The sequence below is a fragment of the Rhodopirellula sp. MGV genome (genome assembly GCF_002251265.1).
Classification (GTDB): domain Bacteria; phylum Planctomycetota; class Planctomycetia; order Pirellulales; family Pirellulaceae; genus Stieleria; species Stieleria baltica_A.
In genome coordinates, this window is sequence record NZ_NPDI01000046.1 from 1 (window position 1) to 15,120 (window position 15,120).

Below are 15,120 nucleotides of genomic sequence, written 5' to 3' on the forward strand. Positions count from 1 at the left end.
CATTCACGCTGCGCTAATGGCAACGGTCTCCGCGAACAATTGAAAACAGAGTGTTCGAATTGCGAGGCGACCAGAGCAGCTCGGGCCGATCAATCGCGAACCACAACTTCCGTGCCGAACAGTATTGTGTCAGGTACCTTTTTTTGAACCAAAGTTGCCCATTCCCCCAAAAAGGTGTCTGACACCTTTTAGTAGATATAGGAAAGGCCGAAGTGGAGACCTTGGACGTAGACCGTGTCTTTGCGGAAGACGACCGAGGGACGGTTGGTGGTGTCGGACAGGTCGGTGCCGAGCTGGGGATCGATCACGCCCGAAGGACGCAGGGCTTCGGTCATCGCGATGATGTGGTAACCGAAGGTCACATCGAAGGACGGGAAGCGTTGCCAGCCGAGGGTGAAGTCGAGCTCCGGTACCCAGCCGAACGTGTTGTCATCGTGCACGCCAGCGTTGCTCTCGCGGACCAACAATCCGTTGGGCTGCGTTGCCGTATCGCCGTCGATACTGATCACTTGGTTGCCCGAAAGATCGACGCGTCGACGGGTGTTCCCGAACGCCGCTTTGGCAAGTGAACTGAACGACCAGCATCCCTCGCGGTAGAAACTGCTGACGCCGATTTGGGCACCGTGAAAATCGTTCTGAATTCCAAACGAATCCTGAAGTGAAATCATTGCTCCCGCGTCGACACCGTCCAGCGAAGTCGAGCGACTCGAGATGCTTAAGTTCTCCTCGACACGCATGTATTGATAGCCGTACAACAGGTCGACTGTCGCACCTTGGCTCTTGTACCACAGCTGGCGGATCGAAACGTCGCCACCAAAAATCTGGCTGTCGGCATGTACTTTGACCTCGCCGGACGCGACACCAGGTTCGGCGATCACTTGGAAGCCTTGCTCGTCGAATTCGACATCAAAGAATGGACGGCCGAAGGTCCCGGTCAGCGAATCGTTCGTCGTGAAGTCATACGTCTCTTCACCGGCAAACCAAAGCCGACCGACAACGCTGCGGTCCTTGTAAGGATCCAGCCACATGCCCAGCGTCAGGCGTCCGCCGGTGGTCATCTCGTCGAAGACCTTTTCGGCTCCCGACAAGACTTGAAAGTTGCCGTCCAATTGGTCGGTCGTAACCAATGGCGGCAGGTGATCGCCGTTGCGGAACATCAGCATGACTTCGACCGAACCGAACCAGTCGTCGCCGATGCATGGTGCACATCCCATCGAGTCACAGCCGATCGTATCGCAGCCGCCCAGGTCGTACCCGGTATGATCGCCGTAGTCGTCGTAGGTCGGTTCGCTATAGATCACCTCGCCCTGATAGGCTGGTGACGCCATGGTCGAGTTCGCTTGACAGGATTTGCAAGAACAAGTCTCGACATGCGACGTGGTTCCGGGTTGCACAATGGCATGCCGGACCGCGTGCTGCTTGGGGCGTTTTGCCAGCTTCGCACTCGTCTGTGTTACAGCACGTTGGGCTGGTTGAACCGCATCTAGCTGCTCGTACCCAACCTGTTGCAACTGCGACGATTCGTTTTGTTGTGTGACGGTGGCTTCAGACAACACGACGGGCAGAGGGATGTCCTGCCGTTCGGTTTCGACAGGGCTCTGCGGCTCGATGGTTGGCGCCGGGACCAACTTGGCAACCGAGGTTTGTGTCAAGCGTTTTGCCGTCGGCTTTTGAACCGTTGCTGCTTGACCGTCGTTGATGGTTGGCGATTGATAGACCTCGCGGTCCGGTAGTCGTTTCCGGATCAGCCCATCAGCGGCTGCGGTGCTCGTCATGGCAAACAAGCAGCTGCCTGCAAGCACGGCCTGTAAGTAACGATATCCAGTAGCGTCGTATTTCATTGGCTCGCAATCGTTGCGTCGAATCCCTTCTGGTCAAACGTGGCGTCGCGAAAAAACGACGACGGACCGTCTGCCATGCTGTTCTTCGACATTGCCGAATGTTCCGCTTAAGGGAAATTGGCAAAGTTTGCGGGCTGGGGCGGTGATGCCGGTTGCCGCAGCGCCGGAAACCTGAGTTTCACGCGCGGCGGATTCGAAAGCTACACGTAACGGACTTTGCCGCTGCCGAACGTGATTTTGCCAATCGGCATGGCGTCGATGCCGATTGCGGCGAGTCGTGACTGGATGCTTGGCGCATAAAAGTCGCTGACGACCATGGCCATGCCGATGCCCATGTTAAAGACGCGTCGCATTTCGCCGACGTCGACGTTGCCGGTTGATTGCAAGAATTGGAAGATCGCCGGGATGTCCCAAGACTTGGCATCGATTTCCGCGTCCAGTTCCGGAGGCAGGATCCGATCCAAGTTTTCTTCGATGCCGCCGCCGGTGATGTGCGCGAGGCCATGGATGACCTGTTTAACGCGGTAGTGGTTTTGAACGGCACGGATCGCGGAGACATAAATTCGCGTGGGGACCATGCAGGCTTCGGCGAGCGTTTTTCCGCCCAACTCGGCTGGCTTGTCCGACCAGTCCAGCTCCGCGTCGGCGATGATTTTGCGCACCAGCGAGAAACCGTTGCTGTGCAGGCCACTGGCACCGATCCCGAGAACGACGTCGCCTTCACCGATCATCTTGCCGTTGATGATTTTCTTTTTCTCGACGACGCCGACTGCAAAGCCGGCGAGGTCGTAGTCGTCGGTGCCGTACATATCGGGCATGATCGCGGTTTCGCCACCGAGCAGCGCCATGTCGCCTTCGACGCAACCGTCGCTGATTCCACGGACGACCTTTTCCAGTCGCTCGGGATCGTCTTTGCCCATCGCGATGTAGTCCAAGAAGAACAGCGGTTCGGCGCCTGTGCACATCAAGTCGTTGACGCACATGCCGACCAAATCGATCCCGACGGTGTGGTGCGTACCGGTCTGTTGGGCGATCTTCAGTTTCGTGCCGACGCCGTCGGTTCCGCTGACGAGGACGGGTTCGTCATAATTGCGTGCGAACAGCTTGCCAGCGAAGTCCAGCTGGAATAATCCCGCGAACCCGCCATCGCTGGGGATAACCCGGGGGCTGAAAGTTCGATGCATCAATTGGGGGAGTCGACGCATGGATTCGGCATAAACGTCCAGGTCGACGCCGGCATCTTTGTAGGTCGCAGCCATGTAGCGAATTCGTTGATGGGGAGGCTTAGCAAGCAAAGTGTGCAGTTTGACATCGAACGCCAAAATTCGGTAGCCGTCTGGCCCACAAGCCGCCATTAAACGGGGCTAGTGCAGAAGGTTGGTACCGGCAGGTGACAGATGGCCACACGGGTGGCTGTCGATGCGGTCAAATTGTCAATGGAACGGTAAACTCTTACAGTAAATTAGCTTTCGCTGGGGGGATCACACCCTGCATCGGTTGCAACCCACAGCCCTTCACTGACCCGTAGGTGAGGTTTCTTCGTCAATGTGTCGCCAATAGTTACCGCAGTTTCCGATACTCGTCCTGTTTACGACTCTCGGCGTTGTCGTTGAGTGAAATAGGTTAGCCGAGTGGTAGGGTTTTGGGCAGTCGCCGTGCTCCGCCTGGGCATCGGTGAGTTCGAAGCACTGCGGCAGACTTAGCAAACATTGGGATTGAAGGAGACCCCCACAACATGCTTATGCGACAACCTACCGGAAACCTCCAATTCACCTATCAGCCGCCTTTCGGGGCCACGGTTCAAGACGGCGGCGTCCAGTTTTCGGTTTTTAGCCGTTCTGCGACGGCGATGCGTTTGTTGCTGTACAACAAAGTCACCGATCCGGAACCGGCGGACGTCATCGAATTTGATCGTGACACCGATCGCTGGGGCGACGTGTGGAGTTTGTCTGTCAACGGCTTGGAACCGGGGCAGTTGTATCATTTTCAAGCCAGTGGACCTTGGGATCCCGAGAAGGGCCAGCGATTCGATTCGGCGGCACGGCTGATTGATCCGTATGCACAAGCGCTTGCCGGGACTTTCCAACGCGGCGACGACGGTGTGGTGCGTCCGCCCAAGTGTGTTGTCGTCAAAGACGATTTTGATTGGGAAGACGATCGACACGTCCGCCGCGATCTGAGCGAGTCGATCATTTACGAAATGCACGTGCGCGGCTTCACGCGTAGTCGCACGGCGAAGATCAAACACCCGGGAACTTACTTGGGCGTGATCGAAAAAATTCCTTACCTGAAAGAACTCGGCGTGACGGCGGTCGAGTTAATGCCGGTCAACGAGTTCCCCATTCTGGATATCTGGGGCAATACGCCTGAACGTCCGAATTACTGGGGCTATGACCCGATGGCGTTTTTCTCGCCACACCGGGGCTACGCGCACGACAAGCGTCCTGGGGCGCAGGTCAATGAATTCAAAACGATGGTTAAGGCGCTCCATGCGGCTGGCATCGAAGTCATCTTGGATGTGGTATTCAACCACACTTGTGAAGGCAACGAGAATGGACCAACGCTTTCGTTCAAGGGCCTGGAAAACCAAGTTTATTACATCCTGAGCGAAGGCAAGCACTTCTCCAACTACAGCGGTTGTGGCAACACGATCAACGGCAACCACCCCGTTGTTCGTGAGATGATTTTCCACTGCTTGCGACACTGGGTGCACAACTATCACATCGACGGTTTCCGCTTTGACCTCGCCAGTATTCTGTCGCGTGACCGCAGCGGTAACTTGATCCCCAACCCACCGATGGTTGAGTTGATTGCCGAAGACCCATTGTTGGCTGATACCAAAATTATCGCCGAAGCATGGGATGCCGCTGGTGCTTACCAAGTCGGTTCGTTCGGCAACCACCGCTGGGCCGAATGGAACGGGCGTTACCGCGATGACGTGCGTGGTTTTTGGCGTGGCGATGGCGGGACCTTGGGAGCACTCGCGACCCGCTTGGCCGGAAGCAGTGACTTGTACGAGCACGCCGGACGTCCGCCGTTTTGCAGTATCAACTTCATCACCAGTCACGACGGTTTCACGCTAAGCGACCTTGTCTCGTACAAGGACAAGCACAACTTGGCCAACGGCGAAGACAATCGCGACGGTGACAACCACAACATCAGCGACAACTATGGCGTCGAAGGCCCAACGCGTCGCAAGGGTGTCAATACGATTCGTGCCCGTCAGGTGCGAAACATGTTGGCCACGTTGTTGCTTTCGCAAGGCGTGCCGATGCTGGTCAGCGGCGATGAAGTTCGTCGCACGCAGCGCGGCAACAACAATGCCTACTGCCAAGACAACGACATTAGTTGGTTCGATTGGCGGATGGTCGAAAAGAACGCCGATGTGTTGCGGTTCGTTCAGGGATTGACCAAGTTCCGCAAAGCACAGCCGACCGTTCGACGTACCAATTTCTTGACCGGGCAACCTGTTGATGGTCGCTTGATCAACGACGTTGCATGGTACTCCGACGAAGGGCACCCATTAGATTGGGGACAGCATCATTTGAGCATGGTGGCGTACATCGCGGCACCAAGCCGAGTGGAAGATCCGACCGGTCAAGGTCGTGACATCTTGATGATGTTCAACAGTACCGGACAAGATCGGATTCAGCAGTTGCCAGAAGTCGGCCGCGGAATGAAATGGAATCTGTTCGTTGACACGGCAGCCGAATCGCCGAAGGATATTTTTCCAGATCTCGACGGGCCGATGCCGCCAAGTAACCGCCAAATCAGCGTGCCCTGCCACAGCTTGAAAGTGTTTGTCAGCGGCCGAATCTCGAACAAGCGACGCAAATAACGCGTCGGTGTGAGATTGAACGTGAGTCGGCTCGGTGAGGAACCCGTTCCCGCCGAGCCGAATCAGAATCGCGATTGCCCTCCCCGGTGGGCATGCCCGGAATCATTTCGGCTTCTACAATCGGTGCGCGTGGACCACGGCGGAATGTGTTAAAATCGACGTTGGTGGTTGCTCTTCTCCGTTCTCCTGATTTGCCTCGACGATGCTGCTTTCCTGCGACGAAATCCGCCGACGTCTTGAGGACGGTGAGATTCAAATCGATCCGTTTGATTCCGATCGATTGAACCCCAACAGCTACAATCTTGCCCTGCACGACGAATTGTTGGTGTACGAGGAAATCGTGTTGGATGCGGCCGTACCGAACCGCTACCGCCGCTTGACGATTCCGGATGAAGGCCTGACTTTGCAGCCCAACGTGCTGTATCTGGGACGCACATGTGAGTACACCGAAACACATCGTTTGGTCCCCATGATCCAAGGCCGCAGTTCCTTGGGGCGGCTCGGGTTGTTTATCAATCCAGGCGGCTCGCTCGGTGAAGTCGGTTACTGTGGGACCTGGACGCTGGAAATGCATTGTGTCCAACCCGTGCGAATTTATCGTGGAATGCAGGTTTGTCAGATCTATTATCAGCAGTTGTTCGGCGAAGGTTCGGATTACTGCAGCGACAAGTACCAGCACAGCAGGGACATCCAGCCCAGTTTGCTGTATCGCGAATTTGGGTGTGGCGTTGATGATTCGCAACTGGAACTGAATTTCGGTGATTCGACGAGAGAGTGAAGGCGCCATCGTTGGTGTCGAAGAGAGCTAAATGCCCAGTCCAACCTTTAAATTCCCCGCAGAAACGCGTCGAAAGGGTCAACTGAAACGTGCTTGGAAAGAAAGCCACGGCACGGCCCTGCTTGGATTCGCGTTGCTGATCCTTTTGGCGGGCACGACGTTGATTTGGACGACCCCGCCGCCCGCGGAAAGTCCTGATCTGGAAAGTCTTGCCAACGGCTCCGAGCCGGCGGCGGAGCTGCCTGAAAACGCATTGTTGATTCGAGTCGCGACGGACCAAACCGCCGCCACGGGCCCGATCCGAATCGCGGTTTACGATTCACTCGAAGCATTCGGCAACCCCGAAAAAGCGATCATCAAAGACGCACTACAGCCGATCGACGGCTTCGTCGTTTGGGAGATCGATTTGAGTTTCTTGCCGGAGGAGTTTTCGATCGCCGCGTTCCACGACCTGGACGACAATGGCGTGCTGAATCGGGCGCTCTTGAATGCGCCTGTGGAGCCCTATGGGTTTTCGAATAACGCCCGTAACCTGTTCGGCCCGCCGACTTATGAACAGACGTTGGTCAAGCGTCCGGCGGAGCCCGAGGTGATCGAGATTCGGGTTTACTGATGCCGTGGCTTCGTCCACTGCTGCTGACGCTCGAGTTAATGTCGCTGTCGGTTATCACAGCGACGGTGTTTGGAGTCGTCTTGGCGTTTTGCCTTTCGCTGATTCCACGAGACCGGTGGGTCTGCAGAGCGGCAGTCTTGTTTTGCATGATCGGGATTGTCGGATGTATCGCAACACCGCTGGTGATGCATGCGGCCGCCTGGGAATCGACAGCCGGTAAATTTGGTTGGCTGTCGCTTTCACAGACATCCGCGCGGACCTATGCGGGAATCGCAGGACGTTACACCGGCTTTGTCGCCAGCGTTTGGATCCATTCGCTTTTCGGAAGTTCGCTGGTTGCTTTAGCGACGCTGTTCGGCACCAGTCGTATCGCCCCGTCGGTGATCGAATCCAGTCGGTTTGATGGAGGCCCAATTTGGACTTGGTGGCGCGTGCGGTTGCCACTTGCCAGAAACTGGGTTGTCGCGTCGGCGCTCGCGACGGCGGTATTGGCCGCTTCGGAAATGACCGTGGTCGATCTTTATGGGGTGCGAACGATCGCGGACGAGTTTTATTTGTTCTACGTCGTCGATCCGTCTTTGATGTCGGTGTTGATGTTGTTGGTGCTGCCCTGTGTGATCGGCATCACGCTGATTTCGATCTTGTTGTTCCGGCTGTGCAGGGTTTTGGATGCGCGTCTCATCGATCAACAACATCGATCTGAATGCGAAAACGACAATCGCTTTACCAGGGAAGTAAACCTTCCGATACGAGCGATCGCGTTTCTATTTGCGGTTGGCTATTCAAGCTTGCTGTTTGCATTTCCGTTGACCGGAATTGTGATCAAAGTCGGACAACAAACGACGGTCGAACAGGTCGCTGGCGAAAGTGTGGTTCAGGTGCACTGGAGTGCCTTGCGGACTGCCGAGGTGCTTAGCAGGGCCCTGCGAGAGTTCTCGTCAGAATATCAAACAACGTTGGTGATCGCGTCGATGACGGGCGTGTTGTGTGTCAGCGTAGCTTGGTGTTTGGTGTCGCTCTCGCAAGTGCGGACCTGGATGCGGCCATTGCTGGACGGAGCCACGCTGGCATTGTTTCTGATCCCTGGCCCGCTGATTGGCTTGGTGCTCGTACGATTCTTTACGCTTCCGATACCAGGATTTTCGGCCCTCTACCAACAGACACTGATACCGACGCTTTTGGCCCTGTCGGTTCGCGCGTTACCGGTCAGCTATTGGGTGCTACGTGCGGCGTACTTGGGGCTAGACTCGCAGATTAAAGATGCGTCCCAGATGGATTTCGGCTGGGCGAGTCGTCTTTGGTGTGTCGAACGCCCCCTGCTGTTTCGCTCGTTGATCATCGCTTTTGTTGGGTCTGCGATCGTATCAAGCGGCGACGTGCCTGCGTCAATGCCGGTGATCCCTCCAGGCGTAGCGACCGTGGGAACTCGTTTATTTGGCCTTTTGCACAGCGGGGCGCGATATCAAGAGGCATCTCTGGCGTTCTGGTACCTGTTATTTGTTGTCGTGGCAGCGATTTTACTGGTTCGGCATCGCGGTCGTCGCCCGAATGGCGGCGCGCGTTGGTAGTGCGGCGACGAATAACGTAGACTGAAATGCCGTTTCGGCAGCCTGCATCACAACAAATTCGATTCACTTTGCGACGACGAATGATCCAATCAATTTGTCAACGACCCCGACTTGGACACCGACTGGCGGTTTTCGCATTCGTCATCTGTTTCCAGATCGCCAGTGTGTTCGCTGTCGAGATGGTTACTTTTAAATCTAGCGAAGACGATTTGGTCAACGGGATTCCAAAACCGGTTCGCACCGTCAAAGGGCGGATCTTAGTAGAAGCCCAAGACGGCGGGCTAATGCTGCAAAGTGATGACGGACGAATTTGGATGATCCAGCCAGAACAGATCATCAAACGTGAGTCCAACGAAGACGCGTTCGAACCGATCTCGTCGGACGAAATGGCGGACCGCATGCGAGAGGAGCTGCCGCCTGGATTTGCGATCTATCAAACGGCCCATTACATCATCGCGTACAACGCCAACGAAGCGTATGTCAAACAAGTCGGGCTGTTGTTCGAACAGCTTCACAAAGGGTTTTATGCATACTGGCGGAATCAGCGTTGGCGGTTGCCAGAGCCTGAGTTTCCCCTGGTCGCGCTCGTGTTCGCGGACCAAGGTGATTTTTTGAAGCATGCGACAGTCGAAGTCGGCGACACGGCGAACGTGGTGATCGGCTATTACCACTTGTCCAGCAATCGGATGACAACGTTCAACGTTCCGAACTTGAACCGCAATGTGTCGACGATCATTCATGAGGCAACACACCAGCTGGCATACAACTGCGGTTTGCAAACGCGGTTCGCTGACAATCCGATGTGGGTCAGTGAGGGTTTGGCATTATTTTTCGAAGCTCCTGACTACAAGAGCGCGTCGAAATGGCGTGGGGTCGGCCGTGTCAATGAAGTGAACCTGCAGCGATGGAAACTCTTTGCACCGAACCGGCCCGCTGATTCGTTAGTCACACTGATTTCCGATGACGAGAGGTTTCGCGATACCGATTCGGCAACGGATGCTTACGCCGAAGGCTGGGCGTTGACGTATTACCTGCTGAAAACACATCGGGAAGAATACGTTGCCTACTTAAAGGAGCTGAGCGAAGGAAAGCCGATGCGAAAGAAAACGCCTCGCGATCGCGTCGAAATGTTCGAGCGGATTTTCGGCAAACCGATCGCGGAGCTTGATAAGGAGTTCCTGCTTTATATGCGACGTTATCTCGGGTCGTAGTCGCGACGCAGACTATTTCTTCCGGGCGTTGATCGTGCGGCTCGCATTGTCGAGGCCTTCAAATTCGAATTCCGGAAAGGCGCTTTCGAGTTCGGCAATTGGACGATCAAAGTTGATGATGCGAACTGTCATTTTTCCGTTACTGTGTGACATCGAAAGCGAATAGTGCTTGATCAACCAGTCAGGCAACGAACGCCTGAACGAATTCATGTCCACGTTGTCGATGTTGCTGACGTTGATAACAACATCGTTGGGACCCGGGGCAGGTGCTCCCGTTCCGCGTGTGGATTGTCCGCTTGATGGTTGGCCTCCGAAACCGGGCCTCGGTCCGGTGGGGCCACCCTGCATCCGAGAACGAGCTGATCCCATTGTTCGGGGGCTCATTGAATCGGGGCGTCTGCCGCCGAAACCGGGATACGAGTTCGGTTCATTGGAGGTGTCGTTGTCCGCGATCGCATTCTGATCTTTCGGCTGTGATTGGGCCGAGAGTTCTTCCGATCGCCGCTTGGCTTCGGCAAGTCGTTCTGCGTTGCGTTGTTCGTTGCGTTTCTTTTGTTCCTCGGCAGCCTTGCGCGCGTCTTCGAGAGCTTTGGCTTCTGCGACACGTTTGGCTTCCGCTTCGGCGGTGATTGTATCGAAGCGCGTTTTAGACGATGTCTCTGCGACGACGAGCCGAGAGCCCTTGGGTTTGAACATCAACTCTTCGATGTCTTCATCCAAGTCTCTGGCACTTTCCAAGATGAACGTCAGTTCGTCGTTCTGCATCTCAGGGTGCCCCTTTAGCCAGCCCTTGAGGCCGTTTAGGGCAAGACCGGAGGTGGTCTCCTGACGGGTGTAGTCGGTGTATTTGGCCAAGAAGACCATGAACTTGCTCTTGCCATCTTTGTCGATGAGCTTCCGCGCACGTGCCGCGTAGTCGTCAATGATTCCGTGCAATTTTGCGAGGTCCGATTCGCTCGCCGTACTGCCGTCGAGTTGGGCGATGCCTCGGACGATGTCACGTTTGAACTGCCCCTGCAAACGAACGATGGCAAGCAGTCGTCGGTCGTTATCGGTCCAGTCAAGCTGTTCATTCTGGTAGGTCAGGGGATCAGGCAACTCGACCGAATTGTTGGTGGCGATGCCGTAGATCGCCATTTGCGCGAGCGTCAATTTAGTGATCGCGCGAGTGACATGTTTTTCCTGTGGCGCGGTCATATCGGCCAACCAGAACGGATCTGCCTTGAAATCGCCCAGCGGGTTTTGGTTTGGCTTTACTTTTTTATCATCGTGGATTTTGAACGACGCTTCGCTCAGTTCCGTTGGCTGAGCCGGTAACCGGCAAGCACGCAACATCAACGCTTCGAAATCGTCCGCGAAAGCAAGCAGTTTTTCCGCGGACGCTTCACTCTGGTCACCTTTAGGCAATTGTCTGCCAACCGCTTCAGCTTGCTCGGCGAGCGATTTCATTTCCGCAAGGATGCTGCTGCGCGAATCCATCGCCGATTGCAAATTGGCGACCAGTTTCGTTGGATTGAGGTCTTTGACGTCAACGAAGAACAGCGCGGCAGTGATTCCCAGAATGAGAACGAGCACCCCCCCTCCGATGACGATCGGTAACACGGGGAACTTGCGCCGTGCGAAGCGAACTGCCTTGTTGGGTTTCGCGGCAGTTTGCATGTAGGCTGGTCGCCCAGTCGAAACAGTGGCGGAGGGCGGCATGCCAAACGGATCGCTGCCAAAATCAGGCCCCGATGCTGTCGATGTCCCTGGTAAAGAGTCGAACACGCTCGGACCGGCAAGTGGTGCGGCGACAGGTGCAGGCGCGGCAGATGCACTACTCGGAACGTTTAACTGAAACGACTTTTGACAGTTCGGACAAGTCGTTTTAACTTTGCCTGTTGCTTGCACATTTAGCCGCATGGCTGTTTGGCAAAACGGGCATTTGCATTGAAATTGCGGCATCGCGAATCGGGAAACCAAGCCGGGGAATCGTTTCGTACCCAATTGTTATAGACGAGTCCTCTATTGTAGACGGGGGGAGCGATTCTGGCCGCGCATAAAAAACATCCGGCCCGAGATTCAGGCCGGATGTTTGTTGGGTTTGATTCATTGGCGAAACGCGACGCGTTATCGCTTGATCGTGACGGTTGACCCTTGGCTGAGGATACCGAACACATCTTCGGAATAATCGCCGGCGACGCTGATGCATCCGGTGCTGGTGGGCTTGACCGTGTTGGGGCTGCCGTGGATGCACAGTTGGCCGCCGAGATCTAACCACAGTTTACCGTAGGGATTTTCCGGTTGTCCGGCGGCGATGGTCGCTCCGTTGGGACCGTAGAACGTCCGCGAGGTCTGTTTGTCTTGAACGGTGAACGTGCCCGGTGTTGGCACAGGATCTTTGCCGACTTCGATGTTGAATCGACCGGCGTAGAGGTCGCCTAGGAACATCGTCATGACTTTGCCGGTCAGGTCGACTTCGGCGCGGAACGGACCACGAACGATTTTCAGCTCGGTTCCAGGCAACACGGTGATCGGGTTGCTGACGTTGTTGATCTTGCTAAGCAATTGCCAAGGCACTTGGTAGGCATCGGCGATGTCACGCAGCGATTCGCTACCGTTGACTTTGTAAGGTTGTTCGAGCAGGTGTCGCTGTGAATAGATGACTTCGCGTGCGAGCGGATCAAGTCGACTCATCAACTCGGCTCGTTGGGCTTCGCTGATATCAGGCATGCCGTAGAACAAGCTGAGCGTCGAGAGTGCCTCTTTCAAGTTGCCTTGTTGGTAGAGCTTGTCGGCGGCAGCGATCGCGTTTTTCAGGCCGAGGTTATTCTGCGATGCATTGGCACCGCTTTCGAGCGTCATGCCGGGGTCCGAAAAACTGGACGATCCGAAGTCGCTTGCTGCGTTTGTTGGGTCTGGCAGTTCGAATTCGTTGGGCGTGGACGCATACGAGTCAATCGGTCCCGGCGTCACCGCAGTCTTGGTGGAGTTCACCGAAGGCAGCGCCCGTGGCATGTCGTTGTTTGGGGCATCATCGCTTGGTAAGCCGGTCGCCGGGTTCAGGTCGGCGAACGACATTCCGGGTGATTCGGCGGACGTTTTCGACGCTTGTGATTGCGGCGATGTCGGTGGCGTCAGCAGGTCGGTGGCGGTCGCATCAAATTGGTTCGCAGGTTGACCGTGCGAGTGATGAGATGATGCATGCGAATCGGTTGGCGATTCATCGAGCAATCCGGCCGGAGGCTGACTGAGGCCCAGCGAATGGTCGGCACGCGAACCTGTGGATTCTTGCATGGCTAGGTCGTGCATCAACGAATCAGGCATCAACGGCTCGGGGCCGAAAGAACCTGTTCCGGATTCGTCGATTACCAAAATACCTTCCAGATCCGCCGGTGACGGTTCGGGGGGCGTGGTCATCGAGACGTAGCCGCCGTAAAGCACGGTCAGCATAAGAACAACAATAGCGGCGGTCTTGATCGTTTGCACGACAGTCCTCCATGACGGATTCGTGCGAGTATTTCCTGTAAATAACTTCGGCGAGCTCGGTCGGAATCCATGTCGCTCTCGCAAGGCGATCGCAGCAGATTCACCGAATCAGATCTAAAAATGCTTCGTTCGAAGTTTGAGACAGAGTCTATGGGGCACTCGTAGCGGATTTGCTGTGGTGGCAGCTAGTCCAATTCGGCAACCACGTTTGGCTTTCCGATCCAGCGGACGATCGCAATCAGCGTGATACTGCCAACGGCAAGGCTGATCCAAGGCGACACTCCCCAGGCGGCGGGTAAGGTGCCTAGCAAAATACAAACCACCGCGACAACGAGTGCATAGGGAAGCTGAGTGCGGACATGGTCCACGTGGTCGCATTCGCTGGCCCGGCTGGACAGTACGGTGGTGTCGCTGATCGGAGAACAGTGGTCACCAAAAATTGCACCCGCCAGGACGCTCCCGCAGGTTGCCAAGCAGATCGAGCTATCGGCGAGTCCTGCCCCACCGGTCGCCTCGTCAAGTTTGATCGCCAAGGTCACTGACAGCGGCGTCAGGATACCCATCGTTCCCCAACTGGTTCCGGTCGAAAACGCCATCAGCCCCGCGATCACGAACACGCATGTCGGCAAGAGCTTTGGGTTTAACGTGTCACTGAGCAAACTGGACAAGTATCCGCCGGTATCGAGCGCATCTTTACCGGTCATTGCGGACAACGACCAAGCGAGCCAAAGGATGACGATCGCTGGCATCATCTGCCACGCGCCGCGAACCGATGATCGCGCTAGGAAGTCGGGCGTTGAACCACAAATCCATCCATGGGTGACGATCGACATCAGCCACCCTGCTCCGCCGCCGGCGACCAGGGCCCAGTACGATTGTCCGTTGCCGATCACCAAACCGAAGTAACGCAAAAAAGAAATTGCGGGATCGCGTTCGCCGATCTCTTGGTAGCCCGTAACCGCAAGCACGGCCAAAACGGTGGCGATGCAAGTCGCGATGGGAACGAGCGTCGGGATCCAACTGCGACGAATTTCGGCTCGTTGGCGTATTTTCGTATTGCGGGTTTTGGGCGGTTCGAGATTCGCTTCCGCTTTTCGCATCGGTCCGAAATCGCGATCGGTACGAGCGATGATGAATACCATCACCAAGGCGAGCAGTGGATAAAACCGATAGGGGATCGACTGCATGAACAGCTCAAAACCGGCGGATGCGGTGGTGATTCCCGCATCGCTCAAGCCTTCGGACATGTACGTGATCTCGGTGGCGGCCCAGGTACTGATCAATGACAGTCCCGCGACCGGTGCGGCCGTCGAATCGACCAAATAGGCGAGCTTGCTCCGCGAGATCTTGTATCGATCGGCAGTCGATCGCATCGTGCCGCCGACGAGAAGTGTGTTGGCGTAGTCGTCAAAAAAAAACGGCCAAGCCTGTCGTTGCGATCATGGTTTGGGCACCACGGCGACTTTTGATTCGGCGAGCAACTTTGGTGACCAAGTCTTCCATTGCGCCGCCGGCTTCTAAGACACCCACCATCGCACCGAGCAGCAGACTGAACGCGAGGGCCAGCAGGTGATCATGGTCGCTGACCGAATTCCAGATTGCGATCACCAAGCCGCTGATCGGCTCCGCCCACGTGGCGTCTTGGGGCGACAGAATGAACGCACCGACCCCTACGCCAAACAGTAGGGGCAGCACGACTTGGCGAGTTAAAATCGCCAACAGAATCGCCACCAGCGGCGGCAACAGCGAAGCGGCTCCGTATTCCATGCGGCCTATCGTCCAGGATTCGTGTGGCAGCGTCCA

General features: G+C 56.0%; 12 protein-coding genes. 6 read left to right on the plus strand and 6 right to left on the minus strand.

What is annotated here, in order from left to right; translation table 11 throughout:
- Nucleotides 1–188: 188 nt before the first annotated feature.
- Nucleotides 189–1,841, minus strand: a complete 1,653-nt coding sequence (locus CGZ80_RS16440; protein ID WP_094416403.1) for a BBP7 family outer membrane beta-barrel protein — start codon at nt 1,839–1,841, stop codon at nt 189–191.
- Between the two features lie 200 nt (nt 1,842–2,041).
- Nucleotides 2,042–3,100 (minus strand): phosphoribosylformylglycinamidine cyclo-ligase, encoded by a 1,059-nt coding sequence (gene purM, locus CGZ80_RS16445; protein ID WP_094416517.1) that lies wholly within the window; start codon nt 3,098–3,100, stop codon nt 2,042–2,044.
- Nucleotides 3,101–3,576: 476 nt separating this feature from the next.
- Here purM and glgX point away from each other — a divergent pair, with 476 nt between their 5' ends.
- From glgX to CGZ80_RS16470, 5 genes are all read left to right on the plus strand, one after another.
- Nucleotides 3,577–5,679: a glycogen debranching protein GlgX gene (gene glgX, locus CGZ80_RS16450; RefSeq protein WP_094416405.1), complete on the plus strand. Its 2,103-nt coding sequence runs from the start codon at nt 3,577–3,579 to the stop codon at nt 5,677–5,679.
- A 202-nt stretch (nt 5,680–5,881) separates the two neighbouring features.
- Nucleotides 5,882–6,457 (plus strand): dCTP deaminase, encoded by a 576-nt coding sequence (dcd, locus tag CGZ80_RS16455; RefSeq protein ID WP_094416407.1) that lies wholly within the window; start codon nt 5,882–5,884, stop codon nt 6,455–6,457.
- A 31-nt stretch (nt 6,458–6,488) separates the two neighbouring features.
- A complete protein-coding gene (locus CGZ80_RS16460) occupies nt 6,489–7,070 on the plus strand; it encodes a DUF2141 domain-containing protein (protein WP_094416409.1) in 582 nt (193 codons plus the stop codon).
- Nucleotides 7,070–8,638 carry an ABC transporter permease gene (locus tag CGZ80_RS16465; protein WP_094416411.1) on the plus strand — a complete coding sequence of 523 codons (1,569 nt, stop codon included), beginning with the start codon at nt 7,070–7,072 and terminating at the stop codon, nt 8,636–8,638. Before CGZ80_RS16460 ends, CGZ80_RS16465 begins: the two co-directional genes overlap by 1 nt.
- Before the next feature lie 179 nt (nt 8,639–8,817).
- Nucleotides 8,818–9,849 carry a DUF1570 domain-containing protein gene (locus tag CGZ80_RS16470; protein WP_094416519.1) on the plus strand — a complete coding sequence of 344 codons (1,032 nt, stop codon included), beginning with the start codon at nt 8,818–8,820 and terminating at the stop codon, nt 9,847–9,849.
- Nucleotides 9,850–9,861: 12 nt separating this feature from the next.
- On the opposite strand, the gene CGZ80_RS16475 is transcribed toward CGZ80_RS16470, so the two are convergent.
- The gene (locus CGZ80_RS16475) at nt 9,862–11,424 is read right to left on the minus strand and encodes a hypothetical protein (RefSeq protein ID WP_143543975.1); all 1,563 of its coding nucleotides are present in this window, start codon (nt 11,422–11,424) and stop codon (nt 9,862–9,864) included.
- A 124-nt stretch (nt 11,425–11,548) separates the two neighbouring features.
- On the opposite strand from CGZ80_RS16475, the gene CGZ80_RS28040 reads away from it, so the two are divergent.
- Nucleotides 11,549–11,686, plus strand: coding sequence for a hypothetical protein (locus CGZ80_RS28040; RefSeq protein ID WP_158222735.1), 138 nt, complete (start codon nt 11,549–11,551; stop codon nt 11,684–11,686).
- A 272-nt stretch (nt 11,687–11,958) separates the two neighbouring features.
- On the opposite strand, the gene CGZ80_RS16480 is transcribed toward CGZ80_RS28040, so the two are convergent.
- The 3 genes from CGZ80_RS16480 to CGZ80_RS28685 form a co-directional block, all read right to left on the minus strand.
- Nucleotides 11,959–13,317 (minus strand): L,D-transpeptidase family protein, encoded by a 1,359-nt coding sequence (locus CGZ80_RS16480; protein WP_094416415.1) that lies wholly within the window; start codon nt 13,315–13,317, stop codon nt 11,959–11,961.
- A 185-nt stretch (nt 13,318–13,502) separates the two neighbouring features.
- Complete coding sequence (locus CGZ80_RS16485) at nt 13,503–14,690, minus strand: Na+/H+ antiporter NhaC family protein (protein WP_233148470.1); 1,188 nt, start codon at nt 14,688–14,690, stop codon at nt 13,503–13,505.
- 34 nt (nt 14,691–14,724) lie between these two features.
- Nucleotides 14,725–15,084 carry a hypothetical protein gene (locus CGZ80_RS28685; RefSeq protein WP_233148471.1) on the minus strand — a complete coding sequence of 120 codons (360 nt, stop codon included), beginning with the start codon at nt 15,082–15,084 and terminating at the stop codon, nt 14,725–14,727.
- Nucleotides 15,085–15,120 lie beyond the last annotated feature (36 nt).

What these genes read in the sequence shown, in the direction of transcription:
- dcd (WP_094416407.1), top strand. Translation starts at nt 5,882, where the DNA reads ATGCTGCTTTCCTGCGACGAAATCCGCCGACGTCTTGAGGACGGTGAG.
- glgX (WP_094416405.1), top strand. Translation starts at nt 3,577, where the DNA reads ATGCTTATGCGACAACCTACCGGAAACCTCCAATTCACCTATCAGCCG.
- CGZ80_RS28685 (WP_233148471.1), bottom strand. Translation starts at nt 15,084, where the DNA reads ATGGAATACGGAGCCGCTTCGCTGTTGCCGCCGCTGGTGGCGATTCTG.
- CGZ80_RS16460 (WP_094416409.1), top strand. Translation starts at nt 6,489, where the DNA reads ATGCCCAGTCCAACCTTTAAATTCCCCGCAGAAACGCGTCGAAAGGGT.
- CGZ80_RS16465 (WP_094416411.1), top strand. Translation starts at nt 7,070, where the DNA reads ATGCCGTGGCTTCGTCCACTGCTGCTGACGCTCGAGTTAATGTCGCTG.
- CGZ80_RS16470 (WP_094416519.1), top strand. Translation starts at nt 8,818, where the DNA reads ATGGTTACTTTTAAATCTAGCGAAGACGATTTGGTCAACGGGATTCCA.
- purM (WP_094416517.1), bottom strand. Translation starts at nt 3,100, where the DNA reads ATGGCTGCGACCTACAAAGATGCCGGCGTCGACCTGGACGTTTATGCC.
- CGZ80_RS28040 (WP_158222735.1), top strand. Translation starts at nt 11,549, where the DNA reads ATGCCAAACGGATCGCTGCCAAAATCAGGCCCCGATGCTGTCGATGTC.
- CGZ80_RS16485 (WP_233148470.1), bottom strand. Translation starts at nt 14,690, where the DNA reads ATGCGATCGACTGCCGATCGATACAAGATCTCGCGGAGCAAGCTCGCC.
- CGZ80_RS16440 (WP_094416403.1), bottom strand. Translation starts at nt 1,841, where the DNA reads ATGAAATACGACGCTACTGGATATCGTTACTTACAGGCCGTGCTTGCA.